We start from the raw sequence: 18,163 nt of genomic DNA, 5'->3' as shown, positions 1-18,163 counted from the left end.
AAAGTGCTTACGGGACGTCGTAACCTAATGCCGCTTTACGGATACGGAACCACTGCTGGCGTGTCATTTTCAGGGATTCCGCTTCAACGGCGGCACGCACACGCTCAATTTTACCGGAGCCAATAATCGGCAGCGGCTGCGATGGCAGACGCAATATCCAGGCATAAACCACCTGCTCGATAGAACCCGCGTTTAATTCTTCCGTCACCACAGCAAGTTCATCACGTAGCGGCCTGAAATAATCATCATTAAATAAACGGCCACCGCCAAGACAAGACCAGGCCATCGGGCGAATACGCAGTTGTTGTAGTTGATCGAGCGTACCATCCAGCAACAACGGCTGATGCACCGGAGAAATTTCCACCTGATTAGTGGCAAGAGTAAATGGCAAACGCGATTGCAGCAGGGCAAATTGCGCAGGCGTGAAGTTCGATACGCCAAAATGGCGCACTTTGCCGCTCTGATGCAAATGTTTAAACGCATCCGCCACTTCATCGGCATCCATTAACGGGTCGGGACGGTGGATTAACAGTAAATCCAGATGATCGGTCGCGAGATTAATTAGCGACTGTTCGGCACTTTTAATAATATGGTCGCGATCGGTGATGTAATGGCCAATAACGTTTTCTTCACGCGCAGTCGTCGCGATGCCGCATTTGCTGACAATTTCCATCCGTTCACGCAAATGCGGTGCCAGTTTCAGCGCCTCGCCAAATGCCGCTTCGCACTGATAGCCGCCATAAATATCAGCGTGATCCACGGTGGTCACACCGAGATCCAGATGCTCTTCAATAAAACTAACTAACTGGCGTGCGGACATATTCCAGTCCATCAGTCGCCAGTAGCCCATCACAAAACGGGAAAACTCCGGGCCTTGCGGCGCAATAGTAATACGCTGAACCATAATCGCTTCCTCTTATCAGATATGAGAGGAGTATACGCAAGATTGCTCTCAAAAGAGTGATGGTTGCTCTGGTTCGTCTGATGACGTTGGCCTGTTCGCGCGTAATTTACGCATAAGTCGTTGTCGGCAAAGTCGCAGAACCTCCTGTTTTTCACCATCACTCATTTTATTCCAGTTAAAACGCTCATCCCGGCTACGAAAACAGCCACGGCAAAATCCGCGTTCGTCAGACTGGCAAATTCCCCGGCATGGGCTCTGGACGGGAAAGAACTCTAATTGCTCCGCCACCTCGCCCTCCTTATATAAGATTATTACCACTATTGAAGCTGTTAATGCCCAAAGTAGCAACTTTGCTTGCACTAGACCGACCGGTCTACTACACTCAAGCGCATGAACAAACATCCTGAACACGATACTCGCGAACACCTCCTGGCAACCGGAGAGCAACTCTGCCTGCAGCGTGGGTTTACCGGAATGGGGTTAAGCGAATTACTGAAGACCGCCGAAGTGCCAAAAGGGTCTTTCTACCACTACTTTCGTTCTAAAGAGGCGTTTGGTGTTGCCATGCTTGAACGCCATTACGCGGCATACCACCAACGACTGACGGAGTTGCTGCAATCTGGCGAGGGAAATTACCGCGACCGTATTCTGGCCTATTACCAGCAAACGCTGAACCAGTTCTGCCAGCATGGGACGATCAGCGGCTGTCTGACAGTAAAACTTTCTGCTGAAGTGTGCGACCTGTCAGAAGATATGCGCAGCGCGATGGATAAAGGTGCGCGCCAGGTAATCGCTCTGCTCGCCCAGGCGCTGGAAAATGGCCGCGATAGCCACTGTTTAACCTTTTGCGGAGATCCGCTGCAACAGGCGCAAGTTCTCTATGCGCTGTGGCTGGGGGCCAATCTGCAAGCCAAAATTTCGCGCAGCTCCGGGCCTCTGGAAAACGCGCTAACACATGTCAAAACCATTATTGCGACGCCTGCCGTTTAGCAGACATTTTTTATTTTATCACCAGACGACCGGGAGTCTTTATGTCATCTGAAAAACTGTATTCCCCACTGAAAGTGGGCGCAATCACGGCGGCAAACCGTATCTTTATGGCTCCTCTGACGCGCCTGCGTAGCATTGAACCGGGTGATATCCCTACTCCGTTGATGGCGGAATATTATCGCCAACGCGCCAGTGCAGGTTTGATCATTAGCGAAGCCACCCAGGTTTCCGCCCAGGCAAAAGGGTATGCGGGCGCGCCAGGCATTCATAGTCCGGAGCAAATCGCCGCGTGGAAAAAAATTACCGCCGGTGTTCATGCTGAAAATGGTCATATCGCCGTGCAACTTTGGCACACGGGGCGCATTTCTCACGCCAGCCTGCAACCTGGTGGCCAGGCACCGGTAGCGCCTTCTGCACTTAGTGCGGGTACACGAACTTCTCTGCGCGATGAAAATGGTCAGGCGATCCGCGTCGAAACCACCATGCCGCGTGCGCTGGAGCTGGAAGAAATCCCGGGTATTGTCAACGATTTCCGCCAGGCTATCGCCAACGCCCGTGAAGCCGGTTTTGATCTGGTGGAACTCCACTCCGCTCACGGTTATTTACTGCATCAGTTCCTCTCTCCATCCTCCAACCATCGTACCGATCAGTACGGCGGCAGCGTGGAAAATCGCGCTCGTCTGGTGCTGGAAGTTGTTGATGCCGGGATTAAAGAATGGGGTGCCGATCGCATTGGTATTCGCGTTTCGCCAATTGGTACTTTCCAGAACACCGATAACGGCCCGAATGAAGAAGCCGATGCGCTGTATCTGATTGAACAACTGGGTAAACGCGGCATTGCTTATCTGCATATGTCCGAACCAGACTGGGCAGGCGGCAAACCATATACCGAGGCGTTCCGCGAAAAAGTACGCGCCCGTTTCCACGGCCCGATTATCGGGGCTGGTGCATATACGGTAGAAAAAGCAGAAACGCTGATCGGCAAAGGGTTAATTGATGCGGTGGCGTTTGGTCGTGACTGGATTGCAAACCCGGATCTGGTCGCTCGATTGCAGCGCAAAGCTGAGCTTAACCCACAGCGTGCCGAAAGTTTTTACGGCGGCGGTGCGGAAGGTTATACCGACTACCCTACGCTGTAATCCAACATTGCGAGCGGCGCAAAACCGCCGCTATACTAAAACAACATTTTGAATCTGTTAGCCATTTTGAGGATATAAAGATGCGTCTTCTTCACACCATGCTGCGCGTTGGCGATCTGCAACGCTCCATCGATTTTTATACCAACGTGCTGGGCATGAAACTGCTGCGTACCAGCGAAAATCCAGAATACAAATACTCGCTGGCGTTTGTTGGCTACGGCCCGGAAACAGAAGAAGCGGTAATTGAACTGACCTATAACTGGGGCGTGGATAAATACGAACTTGGCACCGCTTATGGTCACATCGCCCTTAGCGTCGATAACGCCGCAGAAGCTTGCGAAAAAATCCGTCAGAACGGCGGTAACGTTACCCGTGAAGCGGGTCCGGTAAAAGGCGGTACTACGGTTATCGCTTTTGTGGAAGATCCAGACGGTTACAAAATTGAATTGATTGAAGAGAAAGACGCCGGTCGCGGTCTGGGCAACTAATCTCCTGCCGGGCGTGAACTCATCGCGCCCGCATCTTTACTGCATCAGCGGGTAATATTTGTCATAATGCACGCTGCAATTTTTCCGTATTAAGAGAATCAGATGTCCGATAACGCTCAACTTACCGGTCTGTGCGACCGTTTTCGTGGTTTTTATCCTGTTGTGATCGATGTCGAAACCGCCGGATTTAACGCCAAAACCGATGCACTGCTTGAGATCGCCGCCATCACCCTGAAAATGGATGAACAAGGCTGGCTGATGCCGGACACCACATTACATTTTCACGTCGAGCCGTTTGTCGGCGCTAATTTGCAACCAGAAGCCCTCGCCTTCAATGGTATTGACCCGAACGATCCCGATCGCGGTGCAGTCAGCGAATATGAGGCGTTGCATGAGATTTTCAAAGTTGTCCGTAAAGGCATTAAAGCGAGCGGCTGTAACCGCGCCATTATGGTGGCGCACAATGCCAATTTCGACCACAGTTTTATGATGGCTGCCGCAGAACGCGCCTCACTGAAACGTAACCCGTTCCACCCTTTTGTCACTTTCGACACCGCGGCACTGGCCGGGCTGGCTCTCGGACAAACCGTATTATCAAAAGCCTGCCAGACCGCTGGCATGGATTTTGACAGCACCCAGGCGCATTCCGCGCTGTACGACACTGAACGCACCGCCGTGCTGTTTTGTGAAATCGTCAACCGCTGGAAACGACTGGGCGGCTGGCCGCTCCCTGCCGCTGAAGAGGTGTAATCGAGTCGATGCCTGATGACATGTAATGACTCAGGCATCTATAGTGAGGCTATTCCACGAATCATGCATGATATTCACGGGGAATAGCGTTAATTGTTGTTCCGGGAAGTCGCCACCTGGTTCTCGAACGCTGTCACGATGAAATTGGCGACTGGCGTATTATTTTACACTCCCCTTATGGGCGACGAGTGCATGAACCGTGGGCGGGGGCGCTGGTAGTCATTGCTGGCGGAAAATTGTTGCTCTACCTGGCACAAGGCGGCAAGAAGATGCTGGTATGGCAAGAAAAAGATGAACTGCTCCCCCCAGAAGTATTCCACGCACTGGCAACCGCACTACGCCGCGAACCACGGCTACGCTTTACATTGACAGAAGTGAATGATCAACCGGTACGGCAAACGCCGATGTTTACGCTGCTGCGTGAGGCGGGATTTTCCAGTTCGCCACAAGGGCTGGATTGGGGATAAAAAACACTGACGGATGCCCGTTAGCCTCCGTCAGTATTGCGGGACGGATTATTCCGCGTCCGGCTCTTCAGACTTGTATTTAGCGGCGGTTTCTTTGATTAGCTGCTGCAGTTCGCCACGCTGATACATTTCGATCACGATATCACAGCCACCTACCAGCTCGCCGTCCACCCACAACTGTGGGAAAGTCGGCCAGTTAGCGTATTTCGGCAGTTCCGCGCGAATGTCCGGATTCTGCAGGATATCAACGTAGGCAAAACGTTCGCCACATGCGGCAAGCGCCTGAACTGCCTGGGCAGAAAAACCGCAGCTTGGCAGTTTCGGTGAACCTTTCATGTACAGCAGGATCGGATTTTCAGCAATCTGGCGTTGGATTTTTTCGATAGTGGTGCTCATTGTCTTGCTTCCTCAAACTTCTTTACGGCAGTAATCTGACATTGTAGCGGGTCAGTGCGGCAACGGAAAATAACATTTTCATCACGCTTTTGCTATTTTATCCCTTTGCTCTATTTGTTGCATTTCAAATATTCGTTTCTTCGCTGTTGCGCTGCAAACTGGCGTATTTATGACCATTTCCAGCTTTCACTGCTGCATTTTTTTACGCTCACCGACGAAATATATTTTTTAACAATAAAAGCTATTAACTTTCTCTTCTTCTATGCATTAGAATCATCAAGTTTTGTAAATCAGACGCAGGCATGATAGACCTGCCTTAACAGAGGGACGCTCAGTGGCGCGGATAAACCGTATTTCGATCACGCTCTGTGCTTTACTTTTTACCACCCTGCCTTTAACGCCTATGGCCCATGCTTCAAAGCAAGCCAGGGAGAGTTCTGCTACTACTCACATCACCAAAAAAGCAGATAAAAAGAAAAGCACGGCAACCACCAAAAAGACCAATAAAGCCAGCCAGAAAACAGCGAAAAAAGCCGCCAGTAAAAGTACCACTAAAAGTAAAACTGCTTCTTCCGTAAAAAAATCCTCCATTACCGCTTCTAAAAACGCCAAAAACCGCAGCAAACAAGTTGTGAATAAAACAGCGGCAGCCAGCTTTACGGAAAAGTGCACTAAACGTAAGGGTTATAAAACACATTGCGTGAAAGTTAAAAATGCCGCACCAGGAACCCTCGCTGACGCGCATAAAGCCAAAGTACAGAAAGCCACTACCGTGGCAATGAATAAACTGATGCAACAAATTGGCAAGCCATATCGCTGGGGCGGCAGCTCACCGCGTACCGGTTTCGATTGTAGCGGGCTGGTTTATTACGCCTATAAAGATCTGGTGAAGATCCGTATTCCACGTACAGCTAACGAAATGTATCACCTGCGTGACGCCGCACCGATCGATCGCAGTGAATTGAAAAATGGCGACCTGGTCTTCTTCCGCACTCAGGGTCGCGGAACCGCCGATCACGTTGGCGTGTATGTTGGCAACGGCAAATTTATTCAGTCTCCGCGCAGTGGACAGGAAATTAAAATCACTTCTTTAAGCGAAGATTACTGGCAGCGCCACTATGTAGGTGCTCGTCGGGTAATGACCCCAAAAACACTTCGCTAAAACTTTACCCTGTTGTTACAGCAACAGGGTAAGTTCATCTTTTGTCTCACCTTTTATTTTGCTACCCTATCCTTACGCACAATAAGGCTATTGTACGTATGCCAATTAATAATAAAGGAGAGTAGCAATGTCATTTGAATTACCTGCACTACCATATGCTAAAGATGCTCTGGCACCGCACATTTCTGCGGAAACTATCGAGTATCACTACGGCAAACATCATCAAACTTATGTCACTAACCTGAACAACCTGATCAAAGGTACTGCGTTTGAAGGTAAATCACTGGAAGAGATTATTCGTAGCTCTGAAGGTGGCGTATTCAACAACGCTGCTCAGGTCTGGAACCATACTTTCTACTGGAACTGCCTGGCACCGAACGCCGGTGGCGAACCGACTGGTGAACTGGCTGACGCTATCGCCGCTTCTTTTGGTAGCTTTGCCGATTTTAAAGCGCAGTTTACTGATGCTGCGATCAAAAACTTTGGTTCTGGCTGGACCTGGCTGGTGAAAAACAGCGATGGCAAACTGGCTATCGTTTCTACTTCTAATGCCGGTACTCCGCTGACCACCGATGCGACCCCGCTGCTGACCGTTGATGTCTGGGAACACGCTTACTACATCGACTATCGCAATGCGCGTCCTGGCTACCTGGAACACTTCTGGGCGCTGGTGAACTGGGAGTTCGTGGCGAAAAATCTCGCGGCATAATAACTGATGGCAAATGCAACATTGCCTGATGCGTTACGCTTATCAGACCTACGCGGATGAGGCGTTAACACCACATCTGGCAAGATAAATCGCACTTTGCCTGCAAACTGTAACGCAGAAGGTTATCCTTCTGCGTTTTTGTTTTATTAGCTGTTGGCAACGCAAACTGCTTCAGGTTGTTTTCTGGCTGACATAAACACCAACAATAATGCCAGTCCCGCGACAATCGCCCCCATCACCGGCACAAAACTGTCCCCCAGACCACCGGAAATCACCGCACCACCAGCAGCCGCTCCCAATGCATTTCCAAGGTTAAAGGCACCAATATTCACCGATGATGACAGACCCGGCGCTTCGCTGGCGACTCGCATCACTCGCATCTGCAAGGGCGGTACGACCGCAAAGGTTGCCGCGCCCCACACTACCATGCTGATTGCCGCACCGAACTCATTACGGGCCAGGAACGGGATTGCCAGCATAATCACCATCAGCAGCAACAAAAATCCCTTCAGCGTGCCGTTGACCGAACGATCTGCCAGTTTACCGCCGAGATAGTTACCGATAGAGAATCCGACACCAATCAGCACCAGCATGGCTGTAACAAACACCGGCGTCGCGTGGGTGATACTTTGCAGCACCGGAGAAATATAAGTGTAGAGCGTAAACATTGCGCCAGCCCCCAACACCGTCGTCAGTAAAGCCGATAACACCTGCGGACGCAGCAGCACCGCCAGCTCTTTTTTCACTTCTGGTCGCGCCCCTGCGCCACCTTTCGGTAAAGAGAAGTACAGGCTAATCATCGAAATCACGCCCAACCCCGCCGTTGCCAGGAACGACATTCGCCAGCCAATAGTTTCACCCAGCCAGGTCGCCGCCGGAACACCGCCGATATTCGCCAAAGTTAAGCCCATAAACATGGTCGCAACTGCGCTGGCCTGTTTATGTTTTGGCACAACGCTTGCGGCCACAACTGACCCCAGGCCAAAAAATGCACCGTGATTCAGACTGGTCAAAATACGTGAAAGCAGCAGTGTCATGTAATCCGGGGCAATGGCAGAAAGTACATTACCAAGGGTAAAAATCGCCATCAGGAAAATCAGCGCGCTGCGGCGGGCACGATGAGAAAGTAATAATGTCATCAGCGGCGCGCCAACCATCACACCAACCGCATAGGCACTGATTAACATTCCGGCAGCAGGAATCGAGACATCCACACCGCGCGCAATGACGGGCAACAGGCCCATTGGCGAGAACTCCGTTGTCCCGATACCAAACGCGCCAATCGCCAGCGCCAGCAACGGATAGTTAATTTTCATGCCTAATCTCCACCTCTTCGCGTCATCACGCGATGTTCATCAAAGTGGCGAAAGCATGACATCAATCACAAAAGAATGAAAATAACAAAAAGAGAAAACACTTTTGCCATTTTGCTAACAAAGAGGAGAGAGATGCGAGGGAGAACGCGCTCCCTCGAGGGGAAATCAGTGCAGCGCGGCAGTCAAACCCACTGCCACGATCAAACCAAGAACGATAATGGTTGTTACCAATGAAAATTTAAGGTCGGTGCTCATCAAGTTTTCTCCTTTTTTATTACCACACAAAAAATGATATTACTCATTTTTACACAGTGTGATGAAAAAATCTCCCGGCATTTATAATGATAAGTGTTTTTACTACTTCCCCTTTTCATCAAGATCGGCCAAAATTCCACGCTTACACTATTTGCGTACTGGCCATTGACCCCTTCCTGACGCTCCGTGTCATTTTTCCGGCGTACCGCAACACTTTCGTTGTGCGTAAGGTGTGTAAAGGCAAACGTTTACCTTGCGATTTTGCAGGAGCTGAAGTTAGGGTCTGGAGTGAAATGGAATGGCAACAATAAAAGATGTAGCGAAACGAGCAAACGTTTCCACTACAACTGTGTCACACGTTATAAACAAAACGCGTTTTGTCGCGGAAGAGACTCGTAACGCTGTGTGGGCAGCGATTAAAGAATTACACTACTCTCCTAGCGCGGTGGCGCGTAGCCTGAAGGTTAACCACACCAAGTCTATCGGTTTGCTGGCGACCAGCAGCGAAGCGGCCTATTTTGCCGAGATCATTGAAGCGGTAGAAAAAAATTGCTTCCAGAAAGGCTACACACTGATTCTGGGCAATGCGTGGAACAATCTTGAGAAACAGCGGGCCTATCTGTCGATGATGGCGCAAAAACGCGTCGATGGCCTGCTGGTCATGTGTTCTGAGTATCCGGAACCATTGCTGGCGATGCTGGAAGAGTATCGCCATATCCCGATGGTGGTGATGGACTGGGGCGAAGCAAAAGCGGACTTTACCGATGCAGTTATCGATAACGCTTTTGAAGGCGGCTACATGGCCGGGCGCTATCTGATTGAACGCGGTCATCGCGAAATTGGCGTTATTCCTGGTCCGCTGGAGCGCAACACCGGCGCTGGCCGTCTGGCGGGTTTTATGAAAGCGATGGAAGAAGCCATGATCAAGGTGCCGGAAAACTGGATTGTGCAGGGTGACTTTGAGCCTGAATCGGGTTATCGCGCCATGCAGCAAATCCTGTCGCAACCGCACCGCCCTACTGCTGTCTTCTGTGGCGGCGATATCATGGCTATGGGCGCACTTTGCGCCGCTGATGAAATGGGTCTGCGCGTACCGCAAGATATTTCGCTGATCGGTTATGATAACGTGCGCAACGCCCGTTATTTTACTCCGGCGCTGACGACTATCCATCAGCCAAAAGATTCGCTGGGCGAAACGGCGTTCAACATGCTGTTGGATCGTATCGTCAACAAACGCGAAGAACCGCAGTCAATTGAAGTTCATCCGCGGCTTATTGAACGCCGCTCCGTGGCTGACGGCCCGTTCCGCGACTATCGTCGTTAATCATCCGTTGCGGGAGTCTCTTCCGGCTCCCGCAGCCATTCCTTATTCAGCGTCTCGCTATCACCGAGATACTCCAGCAGCCAGGTTAACGCAGGCGACATATCATTCTGCTGCCAGGTCAGACAACATGCCGAATCAGGGAATGGATTTTCCAGTTCTAATGCTACCCACTTCCCCTCGTTCAGCCACGGTTTAGCGAAATGGGTCGGCACCATGCCAATGCATAACCCGGCCGAGATACAGGTTGCCGATGATTCCCAGTCCGGGACAACCAGGCGCTTTTGGTTATCGAGCAGCCAGGTAATACGTTTGGGCAGCGTCCGTGACGTGTCTTCGCGCACCAGTGACGGCCAGTTGCGCAACGTATCATCGCTGAACGGCCCATTCATCGACGCAAGCGGATGGTGGCGGGCAACAACACAACTCCAGCTCAACATTCCCATATCACGGAAGGCGTAACGCCCACCTACCGGAATCGCCCGTGTCGCACCAATCGCCAGTTCCACACGTCCGTCGGAAAGCGCATCCCAGACACCGTTAAACACCTCCTGAAAAACCAGAAGTTCGACGTCATCAAAATGGCGATAGAAATCAACAATCATCTGCCGCGTGCGTTCTGGCCTGACAATATTATCTACCGCGATGGCTAACTGACCGCGCCAACCGTTCGCTATCTGCTGACATTGCTGGCGAGTGATCTGCATTTTTTTGACAACAGAGCGCCCTTCTTTGAGAAACCACGCCCCGGCAGCGGTCAGTTCCACGTCACGATGACGCCTTTCAAAAAGCGGCACTGCCAGCCACTCTTCCAACTGACGAACGGTATAGCTGACCGCAGAAGGAACGCGATGCAACTCCTGGGCCGCGGCGCTAAAACTACCATTACGCGCCACCGCATCAACCACTTCGAGAGAATACTCAGACCACATAGTTTGCCTGCAAAATTTTTGAAACCAGTCATCAAATATTACCGTTTCACAACACGAATTTCACTCCCTACACTTTGCGACGGTGTTTAATTGAGAGATTTAGAGAATATACATGCAACCTGGGAAAAGATTTTTAGTCTGGCTGGCGGGTTTGAGCGTACTCGGTTTTCTGGCAACCGATATGTATCTGCCTGCTTTCGCCGCCATTCAGGCCGATCTGCAAACGCCTGCGTCTGCTGTCAGTGCCAGCCTTAGTCTGTTCCTTGCCGGTTTTGCCGCAGCCCAGCTCTTGTGGGGGCCGCTCTCCGACCGATATGGTCGTAAACCGGTGTTATTGATCGGCCTGACAATTTTTGCTCTGGGTAGTCTGGGGATGTTATGGGTGGAAAACGCCGTCACTCTGCTGGTATTGCGGTTCGTGCAAGCTGTGGGGGTCTGCGCCGCGGCAGTTATCTGGCAGGCGTTGGTGACGGACTACTACCCTTCACAAAAAGTGAATCGTATTTTCGCCACTATCATGCCGTTAGTGGGACTGTCTCCGGCGCTTGCTCCTCTTTTAGGTAGCTGGCTGCTGGTCCATTTTTCCTGGCAGGCGATTTTCGCCACCCTGTTTGCCATTACCGTAGTACTGATTCTGCCCATTTTCTGGCTTAAACCCACGACTAAAGCACGTAATGATAGCCAGGATGGTCTGACCTTTACCGATCTGCTGCGTTCAAAAATCTATCGCGGAAACGTACTGATTTATGCTGCCTGTTCAGCCAGTTTCTTTGCCTGGCTGACCGGTTCTCCGTTCATCCTTAGCGAAATGGGTTACAGCCCGGCCGTCATTGGTTTAAGTTATGTCCCGCAAACTATTGCGTTTCTGATTGGTGGTTATGGCTGTCGCGCCGCGTTGCAGAAATGGCAAGGTAAGCAGTTGTTGCCGTGGCTACTGATGCTGTTTGCTGTCAGCGTCGTGGCAACCTGGGCGGCAGGATTCATTAGCCATGTTTCACTGGTCGAAATTCTGGTCCCATTCTGTGTGATGGCGATTGCCAACGGCGCAATCTACCCGATTGTTGTCGCACAGGCGTTGCGGCCCTTCCCACATGCAACCGGACGCGCCGCAGCCTTGCAGAACACTCTGCAACTGGGACTGTGCTTCCTCGCAAGCCTGGTGGTTTCCTGGCTTATCAGCGTTAGCACACCTCTGTTCACCACCACTAGCGTGATGTTATCAACTGTGGTGCTGGCCGCTCTGGGTTACATGATGCAACGTTGTAAAGAACGAGACTGCCAGAATCAAAGCAATGCCGAAGTCGCTCATAGTGAATCGCATTGATATATATCGATATCTTTATACTTAGGCCGCTAACAAAATTTTGTTGTATGATTGAAATTAGCGGCCTATACTAATTTTCAGTTGTTAAGATTACGATAAATATTATGTTTCTACGGGGACAGGAGTGTTCCCGGTTTACTATGGATGGTCATTTCGGCAAGGGTTCCTCCTTTCCCTCTGTTCTACGTCGGATTATAGACTCGCGGTTTTTTCTGCGAGATTTCTCACAAAGCCCAAAAAGCGTCTACGCTGTTTTAAGGTTCTGATCACCGACCAGTGATGGAGAAACTATGAGTTCATCGTGTATAGAAGAAGTCAGTGTACCGGATGACAACTGGTATCGTATCGCCAACGAATTACTTAGCCGTGCTGGCATTGCTATTAATGGCCCTGCTCCGGCAGATATTCGTGTTAAAAACCCCGATTTTTTTAAACGCGTCCTGCAAGAAGGATCGTTAGGGTTAGGCGAAAGTTATATGGATGGTTGGTGGGAATGTGACCGACTGGATATGTTTTTTAGCAAGGTCTTGCGCGCAGGTCTCGAAAACCAACTCCCCCATCATTTCAAAGACACACTGCGCATTGCTGGTGCACGCCTTTTCAATCTACAAAGTAAAAAACGTGCCTGGATAGTTGGCAAAGAGCATTACGATCTCGGTAATGACTTGTTTAGCCGCATGCTTGATCCCTTCATGCAATACTCCTGCGCTTACTGGAAAGATGCCGATAATCTGGAATCAGCCCAGCAAGCGAAGCTCAAAATGATCTGTGAAAAATTGCAGTTAAAACCGGGTATGCGCGTACTGGATATTGGCTGTGGTTGGGGCGGTCTGGCACATTACATGGCGTCTAATTATGACGTAAGTGTGGTGGGTGTCACGATTTCTGCCGAACAGCAAAAAATGGCTCAGGAGCGCTGCGCAGGTCTGGATGTCACCATCTTGCTGCAAGATTACCGGGACCTGAACGACCAGTTTGACCGTATTGTTTCGGTTGGAATGTTCGAACATGTCGGGCCGAAAAATTACGATACCTATTTCGAAGTGGTGGATCGTAATCTGAAACCGGAAGGTATTTTCCTGTTGCATACTATCGGCTCGAAAAAAACCGACCTGAATGTTGACCCGTGGATAAATAAATATATTTTTCCGAACGGTTGTCTGCCCTCTGTTCGGCAAATTGCTCGCTCCAGCGAACCGCATTTCGTGATGGAAGACTGGCATAACTTTGGTGCCGATTACGACACCACGTTAATGGCCTGGTATGAGCGATTCCTCGCCGCATGGCCAGAAATTGCTGATAACTACAGTGAGCGCTTTAAACGGATGTTTACCTATTATCTGAATGCTTGCGCTGGTGCTTTCCGCGCCCGCGATATTCAGCTCTGGCAAGTGGTGTTCTCACGTGGGATCGAAAGCGGTCTTCGGGTTGCACGCTAAATGTCATTCTATCGCCCCCGTTTTGGGGGCGATGTCATTTCAAATCAGGCTTCAGTATCTTATTGATTCAAGGCCTGCTCACGCATTGCCAGCACACGTTCTACTGTATCTACCACTGCCTGAGTTTGTGGATCGATTTCGATATTGACACGCGCGCCGAGTTTTTTCTTACCGAGGGTGGTACGTTCCAGCGTTTCCGGAATTAAATGCACACAGAAACGGGTCGACGTTACTTCGCCTACGGTCAGGCTAATACCGTCGATTCCGATAAATCCTTTATACAGGATATATTTCATCAACTGACTATCCTGCACTTTAAACCAGATCTGGCGATTATTTTCAGAGGTTAATATTTTCGCGACTTCGGCGGTGGTCATAATATGACCCGACATTAAATGCCCACCTATTTCATCACTGAATTTCGCCGCACGTTCTACATTTACCCAATCCCCAACCTGTAAATCGCCAAGATTGGTAATGCGTAACGTCTCTTTCATCAGGTCAAAACTGATATGGTTACCGTTGATTTCCGTCACGGTCAGGCAACAACCGTTGTGTGCTACAGACGCACCGGTCTCCAGACCATCAAGCATGTAGTCAGGTAACTCAACCACATGAGTACGAAAATTTGGTTTCTCGTCAATCGACACCAGTTTTGCAGTGCCCTGCACTATCCCCGTAAACATACTTACAACTCCTGAAATCAGTTAAGGCATTCTGTTCAGCACAATAGCAGGTGGGAAACACCCTTGCCAGTAAAGGGGGCTGAATGGTTATTTTTTCACTGGAGAATTAATAAATCCTCGCTACAATAGACTGAATTTCCCCTGCTTCTTCTTTTTGCTGCCCATTCAGGCGGCTTTTTAGTCTCTCATATAACAACAATATAAAAGGTGTTCACGTGCAGAAGTATATCAGTGAAGCGCGTCTGTTATTAGCATTAGCAATCCCGGTGATTCTCGCGCAAATCGCCCAAACCGCAATGGGTTTTGTCGATACCGTGATGGCGGGCGGCTATAGTGCCACCGACATGGCGGCGGTGGCTATCGGTACGTCAATCTGGCTTCCGGCCATCCTCTTTGGCCACGGACTGCTACTGGCATTAACGCCGGTTATCGCGCAATTAAATGGTTCTGGTCGCCGTGAGCGCATTGCGCACCAGGTGCGACAAGGTTTCTGGCTTGCCGGTTTCGTTTCAGTGCTCATTATGGTGGTACTGTGGAATGCGGGTTATATCATCCGCTCCATGCAAAATATCGATCCGGCGCTCGCTGATAAAGCGGTAGGTTATCTGCGAGCACTGTTGTGGGGCGCACCGGGCTATCTATTCTTCCAGGTCGCACGTAACCAGTGTGAAGGTCTGGCAAAAACCAAACCTGGGATGGTGATGGGTTTTATTGGCCTGTTGGTGAACATTCCAGTGAACTATATCTTTATTTATGGTCATTTTGGGATGCCAGAACTCGGTGGCGTCGGCTGTGGTGTGGCGACTGCGGCTGTGTATTGGGTGATGTTCCTCGCTATGGTTTCTTATATTAAACGTGCCCGCTCCATGCGCGATATCCGCAACGAAAAAGGCACCGCTAAACCGGATCCAGCCGCCATGAAACGCCTGGTGCAACTTGGTCTTCCTATCGCGCTGGCGCTGTTCTTTGAAGTGACGCTGTTTGCTGTGGTGGCGCTGTTGGTATCCCCACTCGGTATTGTCGATGTGGCAGGCCACCAGATTGCACTGAACTTCAGTTCGTTGATGTTCGTTCTTCCAATGTCACTGGCTGCAGCGGTAACCATCCGCGTAGGTTATCGTCTGGGTCAGGGTTCGACGCTGGATGCACAAACAGCCGCACGGACAGGGCTTATGGTTGGCGTTTGTATGGCGACTCTGACCGCAATTTTCACGATTTCACTGCGGGAGCAAATCGCCCTGTTGTATAACGATAACCCAGAGGTTGTGACGCTGGCGGCTCACTTGATGTTACTGGCAGCGGTGTATCAGATTTCTGACTCCATACAGGTGATCGGCAGTGGGATTTTGCGTGGTTATAAAGATACGCGTTCCATTTTCTATATCACCTTTACGGCTTACTGGGTGCTGGGTTTGCCGAGCGGCTACATTCTGGCTCTGACCGATCTGGTGGTTGAACCAATGGGGCCAGCAGGCTTCTGGATCGGTTTTATTATCGGCCTGACTTCTGCTGCCATTATGATGATGCTGCGTATGCGTTTTCTGCAACGTTTACCGTCAGCCATTATTCTGCAACGAGCCGCTCGTTAATAAAGACAAGGCGCAACCTTCGCGGGTTGCGCCTTTGTTTTCATGCAGGCCGGAGCGTTGCGCCAATCCCGTCTTCGTCTGGCTGAAGTTTAAGCGCGCTACAGACAGGTTGCCGACTGGCATCCGTTATCTCAACGTGAATATCACCGCTAACTTCCCCTTTCACACTGATAGAGTCAGGCGAAATCTCTTTCGCACTGGTTTGCAGGCAGATCGTTCCTTCTCCGCGCAGGCTTTTCGCTTTCAGTTGTACATGCGTTGCTGCCGCCGTGATCAGCCACACTTTTCCACCGTCAAGCTTTAACTCTCCAATACGAAAAGTGACACTGTCACCCTTCACCGTGCTACCATCGAGGATTAACACGCCCCCCTGCTGTACCGTAACCGTTGACTGCTGTAAATCGGCACCATAACCAATAATCAAAGAGCTACTTTCTTGTACGGCGACGTTACCCATCAGTTCAACTGGCGCACAATCCTCTTCCACTACAAATTTATCGTCCGCGCTGGTGGGAGACATAACAATCATCGTGCCACCTTTCACCACCACATTTTCCACCGTCCCCGCATGAATTTCAGCCCGTCCCCCCGTATTCACCGCCAAATCTTTAGCCTTACCGGAACTGTAGAGCTGTAGACCGTCCGTCCCCAGGCGATAAACGGCGCTATTCTCAACCAGGGTGTGGATGTCTTCTCCACCAAGATTATTCATGGCACCGCCCACAAGTGTCGTATCGCTGGCTTTCCCCGCCAGCATAAAGACACCGCCCTGGTTAATCATACTGTTGGAAGCTTCTCCACCTGGGTAAACCAACAATTCACCGCCTTCATCCACTATTGCAGATGAAGTTGTTCCGTTAACCAACAAACCACCAGCCTGATCGAGAATAATTTTTTCTGCCCGATGACCTTCCAGTACGCGCAAGTTACCGCCGTTCTCCAGCAACAAACCGCAGGCATAGCCCTGATCAACGCTAAATTCACCTTCAGGGTGGCGGCCATTAACAGTGGCGAGCGTTGAAAGGCTAATTGCTCCACCGTCGGACTGAACAATATCTGTGGCAATGGCCCCGTCACTGACTGATAACGTGCCATTGTTGCCGTACTGTGCCCCCCTGGCGATCCCGCCTGCTTCCACTTTCAGCCAGCCCGCACCAGTCACTATGGTGTTTTCTGCCCTTCCGCCAGCCTCAATAATCAACTCACCGTCCGTAAGTTGAGTCGCACTGACGACCTCGCCTGTCTTAACAATTTGCACGTTCCCGTCGCTCATCAAATTTTTTTCATCAGATCCCATGATTTATTCCTTTGCTGCATCTGTGTGCCCTTATCACCACCTAAGTGTAAAGGCTACGAAGGATTTATCCACGCCAGAATTGATATGGAGGCAAACGGCACGGTTTACATCCTGATGCGCGAGGCCATTGACTGTGTCAGATGTAAATATGACTCTGAACAAAAACCGCCCTTTAAAATCAACAAAATATAGACGATTTGCTTAAAAGCTCTGCAAACGGTCGAAATGGTGCAGAAAATTACGTTTTACCTCTTGCCACCTTTCCACTCTGCCGCTAATATTCGTCCCCGTTGTCACCTACAACGTTGCGTTCATAGCTCAGTTGGTTAGAGCACCACCTTGACATGGTGGGGGTCGTTGGTTCGAGTCCAATTGAACGCACCATCCTGCGTCCGTAGCTCAGTTGGTTAGAGCACCACCTTGACATGGTGGGGGTCGGTGGTTCGAGTCCACTCGGACGCACCAGATTTTCTTAGTCTGGTCTCCTCATTTTTATTCCCTTATTTATTCTCTGTATCCAATACGTTAAAAGATTTACACTATTTTCGTATGTGTTATCAGAAGGAGAATAACGATGGCGACTTTGTTACAGCTTCACTTTTCATTTAATGGTCCCTTTGGCAATGAAATGGCCGAACAGCTTAAACCGCTTGCCGAGTCGATTAATCAGGAACCCGGTTTTCTGTGGAAGGTGTGGACGGAAAGTGAAAAGAACCACGAAGCCGGTGGCATCTATCTCTTTGCTGATGAAAAAAGCGCTCTTGCCTATCTGGACAAACATACAGCTCTCCTGAAAAATCTCGGTGTCGATGAAGTTATTGCCAAAGTTTTCGATGTCAATGAGCCACTGAGTCACATCAATCAGGCAAAACTCGCCTGACAGATCTTAATGAAGGGCGGTTAGCGCCCTTTTCATCCCTGTCTGAAATTTCTCATTTTATATAGATTTCAACCAAACTTATCTGATAACGCTAAATTCGAAAGAATGCACACAGGTAA

General features: G+C 50.2%; 19 protein-coding genes, 2 tRNA genes and 2 pseudogenes. 15 read left to right on the top strand and 8 right to left on the bottom strand.

Annotation, left to right across the window (positions count from 1 at the left end; genetic code table 11):
* Positions 1 to 7: 7 nt before the first annotated feature.
* Positions 8 to 904, bottom strand: a complete 897-nt coding sequence (locus C7B16_RS01150) for an aldo/keto reductase (RefSeq protein ID WP_061091133.1) — start codon at positions 902 to 904, stop codon at positions 8 to 10.
* A gap of 48 nt (positions 905 to 952) precedes the next feature.
* Complete coding sequence (locus C7B16_RS01145; RefSeq protein ID WP_024191872.1) at positions 953 to 1,192, bottom strand: DUF1289 domain-containing protein; 240 nt, start codon at positions 1,190 to 1,192, stop codon at positions 953 to 955.
* A 102-nt stretch (positions 1,193 to 1,294) separates the two neighbouring features.
* On the opposite strand from C7B16_RS01145, the gene nemR reads away from it, so the two are divergent.
* The 6 genes and pseudogenes from nemR to C7B16_RS01120 all read left to right on the top strand — a co-directional run.
* Entirely contained in the window at positions 1,295 to 1,894 is a 600-nt protein-coding gene (gene nemR / locus C7B16_RS01140) for a DNA-binding transcriptional regulator NemR (RefSeq protein WP_061091132.1), read from the top strand.
* Between the two features lie 41 nt (positions 1,895 to 1,935).
* Positions 1,936 to 3,033: an N-ethylmaleimide reductase gene (gene nemA / locus C7B16_RS01135; protein WP_000093624.1), complete on the top strand. Its 1,098-nt coding sequence runs from the start codon at positions 1,936 to 1,938 to the stop codon at positions 3,031 to 3,033.
* 80 nt (positions 3,034 to 3,113) lie between these two features.
* Positions 3,114 to 3,521, top strand: a complete 408-nt coding sequence (gene gloA, locus C7B16_RS01130; protein ID WP_001237802.1) for a lactoylglutathione lyase — start codon at positions 3,114 to 3,116, stop codon at positions 3,519 to 3,521.
* 102 nt (positions 3,522 to 3,623) lie between these two features.
* On the top strand, positions 3,624 to 4,271 hold the full coding sequence (rnt, locus tag C7B16_RS01125; RefSeq protein ID WP_001282288.1) for a ribonuclease T: 648 nt from the start codon (positions 3,624 to 3,626) through the stop codon (positions 4,269 to 4,271).
* A gap of 83 nt (positions 4,272 to 4,354) precedes the next feature.
* Positions 4,355 to 4,435, top strand: a pseudogene (locus C7B16_RS25760) (hypothetical protein); the annotation flags it as partial.
* 39 nt (positions 4,436 to 4,474) lie between these two features.
* Positions 4,475 to 4,738, top strand: a pseudogene (locus C7B16_RS01120) (hypothetical protein); the annotation flags it as partial.
* Positions 4,739 to 4,786: 48 nt separating this feature from the next.
* Here the strand turns inward: C7B16_RS01120 and grxD are convergent.
* On the bottom strand, positions 4,787 to 5,134 hold the full coding sequence (gene grxD / locus C7B16_RS01115) for a monothiol glutaredoxin 4 (RefSeq protein ID WP_000108172.1): 348 nt from the start codon (positions 5,132 to 5,134) through the stop codon (positions 4,787 to 4,789).
* Positions 5,135 to 5,468: 334 nt separating this feature from the next.
* Between grxD and mepH the strand changes: the two genes are divergently transcribed.
* Both mepH and sodB read left to right on the top strand, forming a co-directional pair.
* Positions 5,469 to 6,296, top strand: coding sequence for a peptidoglycan DD-endopeptidase MepH (gene mepH, locus C7B16_RS01110; RefSeq protein WP_001516328.1), 828 nt, complete (start codon positions 5,469 to 5,471; stop codon positions 6,294 to 6,296).
* A 127-nt stretch (positions 6,297 to 6,423) separates the two neighbouring features.
* A complete protein-coding gene (gene sodB / locus C7B16_RS01105) occupies positions 6,424 to 7,005 on the top strand; it encodes a superoxide dismutase [Fe] (RefSeq protein ID WP_000007276.1) in 582 nt (193 codons plus the stop codon).
* Between the two features lie 146 nt (positions 7,006 to 7,151).
* Here the strand turns inward: sodB and C7B16_RS01100 are convergent, their stop codons facing one another.
* The gene (locus tag C7B16_RS01100; RefSeq protein ID WP_107179269.1) at positions 7,152 to 8,321 is read right to left on the bottom strand and encodes an MFS transporter; all 1,170 of its coding nucleotides are present in this window, start codon (positions 8,319 to 8,321) and stop codon (positions 7,152 to 7,154) included.
* A 165-nt stretch (positions 8,322 to 8,486) separates the two neighbouring features.
* Positions 8,487 to 8,576 (bottom strand): cytochrome bd-I accessory subunit CydH, encoded by a 90-nt coding sequence (cydH, locus tag C7B16_RS01095; RefSeq protein WP_000102278.1) that lies wholly within the window; start codon positions 8,574 to 8,576, stop codon positions 8,487 to 8,489.
* A gap of 298 nt (positions 8,577 to 8,874) precedes the next feature.
* On the opposite strand from cydH, the gene purR reads away from it, so the two are divergent.
* Positions 8,875 to 9,900, top strand: coding sequence for an HTH-type transcriptional repressor PurR (purR, locus tag C7B16_RS01085; protein ID WP_000190977.1), 1,026 nt, complete (start codon positions 8,875 to 8,877; stop codon positions 9,898 to 9,900).
* Here purR and punR read toward each other — a convergent pair.
* Positions 9,897 to 10,829, bottom strand: a complete 933-nt coding sequence (gene punR, locus C7B16_RS01080) for a DNA-binding transcriptional activator PunR (protein WP_000269487.1) — start codon at positions 10,827 to 10,829, stop codon at positions 9,897 to 9,899. The two genes, purR and punR, sit on opposite strands and share 4 nt — an antisense overlap.
* 112 nt (positions 10,830 to 10,941) lie before the next feature.
* Between punR and punC the strand changes: the two genes are divergently transcribed.
* Together punC and cfa are read left to right on the top strand one after the other, a co-directional pair.
* Positions 10,942 to 12,153: a purine nucleoside transporter PunC gene (punC, locus tag C7B16_RS01075; protein WP_016261990.1), complete on the top strand. Its 1,212-nt coding sequence runs from the start codon at positions 10,942 to 10,944 to the stop codon at positions 12,151 to 12,153.
* Positions 12,154 to 12,443: 290 nt separating this feature from the next.
* Positions 12,444 to 13,592 (top strand): cyclopropane fatty acyl phospholipid synthase, encoded by a 1,149-nt coding sequence (gene cfa, locus C7B16_RS01070; protein ID WP_000098885.1) that lies wholly within the window; start codon positions 12,444 to 12,446, stop codon positions 13,590 to 13,592.
* Between the two features lie 59 nt (positions 13,593 to 13,651).
* Here the strand turns inward: cfa and C7B16_RS01065 are convergent, their stop codons facing one another.
* Complete coding sequence (locus C7B16_RS01065; RefSeq protein WP_000493961.1) at positions 13,652 to 14,278, bottom strand: riboflavin synthase; 627 nt, start codon at positions 14,276 to 14,278, stop codon at positions 13,652 to 13,654.
* 215 nt (positions 14,279 to 14,493) lie between these two features.
* Between C7B16_RS01065 and mdtK the strand changes: the two genes are divergently transcribed.
* The gene (mdtK, locus tag C7B16_RS01060; RefSeq protein WP_001174974.1) at positions 14,494 to 15,867 is read left to right on the top strand and encodes a multidrug efflux MATE transporter MdtK; all 1,374 of its coding nucleotides are present in this window, start codon (positions 14,494 to 14,496) and stop codon (positions 15,865 to 15,867) included.
* 40 nt (positions 15,868 to 15,907) lie between these two features.
* Here the strand turns inward: mdtK and C7B16_RS01055 are convergent, their stop codons facing one another.
* On the bottom strand, positions 15,908 to 17,164 hold the full coding sequence (locus C7B16_RS01055) for an AIDA repeat-containing protein (RefSeq protein ID WP_107179268.1): 1,257 nt from the start codon (positions 17,162 to 17,164) through the stop codon (positions 15,908 to 15,910).
* 307 nt (positions 17,165 to 17,471) lie between these two features.
* On the opposite strand from C7B16_RS01055, the gene C7B16_RS01050 reads away from it, so the two are divergent.
* From C7B16_RS01050 to C7B16_RS01040, 3 genes are all read left to right on the top strand, one after another.
* A tRNA-Val gene (locus C7B16_RS01050) sits at positions 17,472 to 17,548 on the top strand.
* A gap of 4 nt (positions 17,549 to 17,552) precedes the next feature.
* Positions 17,553 to 17,629, top strand: a tRNA-Val gene (locus C7B16_RS01045).
* Between the two features lie 109 nt (positions 17,630 to 17,738).
* Complete coding sequence (locus C7B16_RS01040) at positions 17,739 to 18,044, top strand: monooxygenase (protein WP_107179267.1); 306 nt, start codon at positions 17,739 to 17,741, stop codon at positions 18,042 to 18,044.
* The last annotated feature ends 119 nt before the right edge of the window (positions 18,045 to 18,163 follow it).

It is taken from the genome of Escherichia sp. 20412-1 (genome assembly GCF_003027595.1).
Classification (GTDB): Bacteria; Pseudomonadota; Gammaproteobacteria; order Enterobacterales; family Enterobacteriaceae; genus Escherichia; species Escherichia marmotae.
The sequence above is the reverse complement of the archived record's forward strand: the minus strand, read 5'-3'. Positions and strand labels throughout refer to the sequence as shown.

What these genes read in the sequence shown, in the direction of transcription:
- punC (WP_016261990.1), top strand. Translation starts at nt 10,942, where the DNA reads ATGCAACCTGGGAAAAGATTTTTAGTCTGGCTGGCGGGTTTGAGCGTA.
- sodB (WP_000007276.1), top strand. Translation starts at nt 6,424, where the DNA reads ATGTCATTTGAATTACCTGCACTACCATATGCTAAAGATGCTCTGGCA.
- rnt (WP_001282288.1), top strand. Translation starts at nt 3,624, where the DNA reads ATGTCCGATAACGCTCAACTTACCGGTCTGTGCGACCGTTTTCGTGGT.
- C7B16_RS01055 (WP_107179268.1), bottom strand. Translation starts at nt 17,164, where the DNA reads ATGGGATCTGATGAAAAAAATTTGATGAGCGACGGGAACGTGCAAATT.
- C7B16_RS01150 (WP_061091133.1), bottom strand. Translation starts at nt 904, where the DNA reads ATGGTTCAGCGTATTACTATTGCGCCGCAAGGCCCGGAGTTTTCCCGT.
- grxD (WP_000108172.1), bottom strand. Translation starts at nt 5,134, where the DNA reads ATGAGCACCACTATCGAAAAAATCCAACGCCAGATTGCTGAAAATCCG.
- C7B16_RS01100 (WP_107179269.1), bottom strand. Translation starts at nt 8,321, where the DNA reads ATGAAAATTAACTATCCGTTGCTGGCGCTGGCGATTGGCGCGTTTGGT.
- purR (WP_000190977.1), top strand. Translation starts at nt 8,875, where the DNA reads ATGGCAACAATAAAAGATGTAGCGAAACGAGCAAACGTTTCCACTACA.
- nemR (WP_061091132.1), top strand. Translation starts at nt 1,295, where the DNA reads ATGAACAAACATCCTGAACACGATACTCGCGAACACCTCCTGGCAACC.
- cfa (WP_000098885.1), top strand. Translation starts at nt 12,444, where the DNA reads ATGAGTTCATCGTGTATAGAAGAAGTCAGTGTACCGGATGACAACTGG.
- C7B16_RS01040 (WP_107179267.1), top strand. Translation starts at nt 17,739, where the DNA reads ATGGCGACTTTGTTACAGCTTCACTTTTCATTTAATGGTCCCTTTGGC.
- nemA (WP_000093624.1), top strand. Translation starts at nt 1,936, where the DNA reads ATGTCATCTGAAAAACTGTATTCCCCACTGAAAGTGGGCGCAATCACG.
- punR (WP_000269487.1), bottom strand. Translation starts at nt 10,829, where the DNA reads ATGTGGTCTGAGTATTCTCTCGAAGTGGTTGATGCGGTGGCGCGTAAT.
- cydH (WP_000102278.1), bottom strand. Translation starts at nt 8,576, where the DNA reads ATGAGCACCGACCTTAAATTTTCATTGGTAACAACCATTATCGTTCTT.
- C7B16_RS01065 (WP_000493961.1), bottom strand. Translation starts at nt 14,278, where the DNA reads ATGTTTACGGGGATAGTGCAGGGCACTGCAAAACTGGTGTCGATTGAC.
- gloA (WP_001237802.1), top strand. Translation starts at nt 3,114, where the DNA reads ATGCGTCTTCTTCACACCATGCTGCGCGTTGGCGATCTGCAACGCTCC.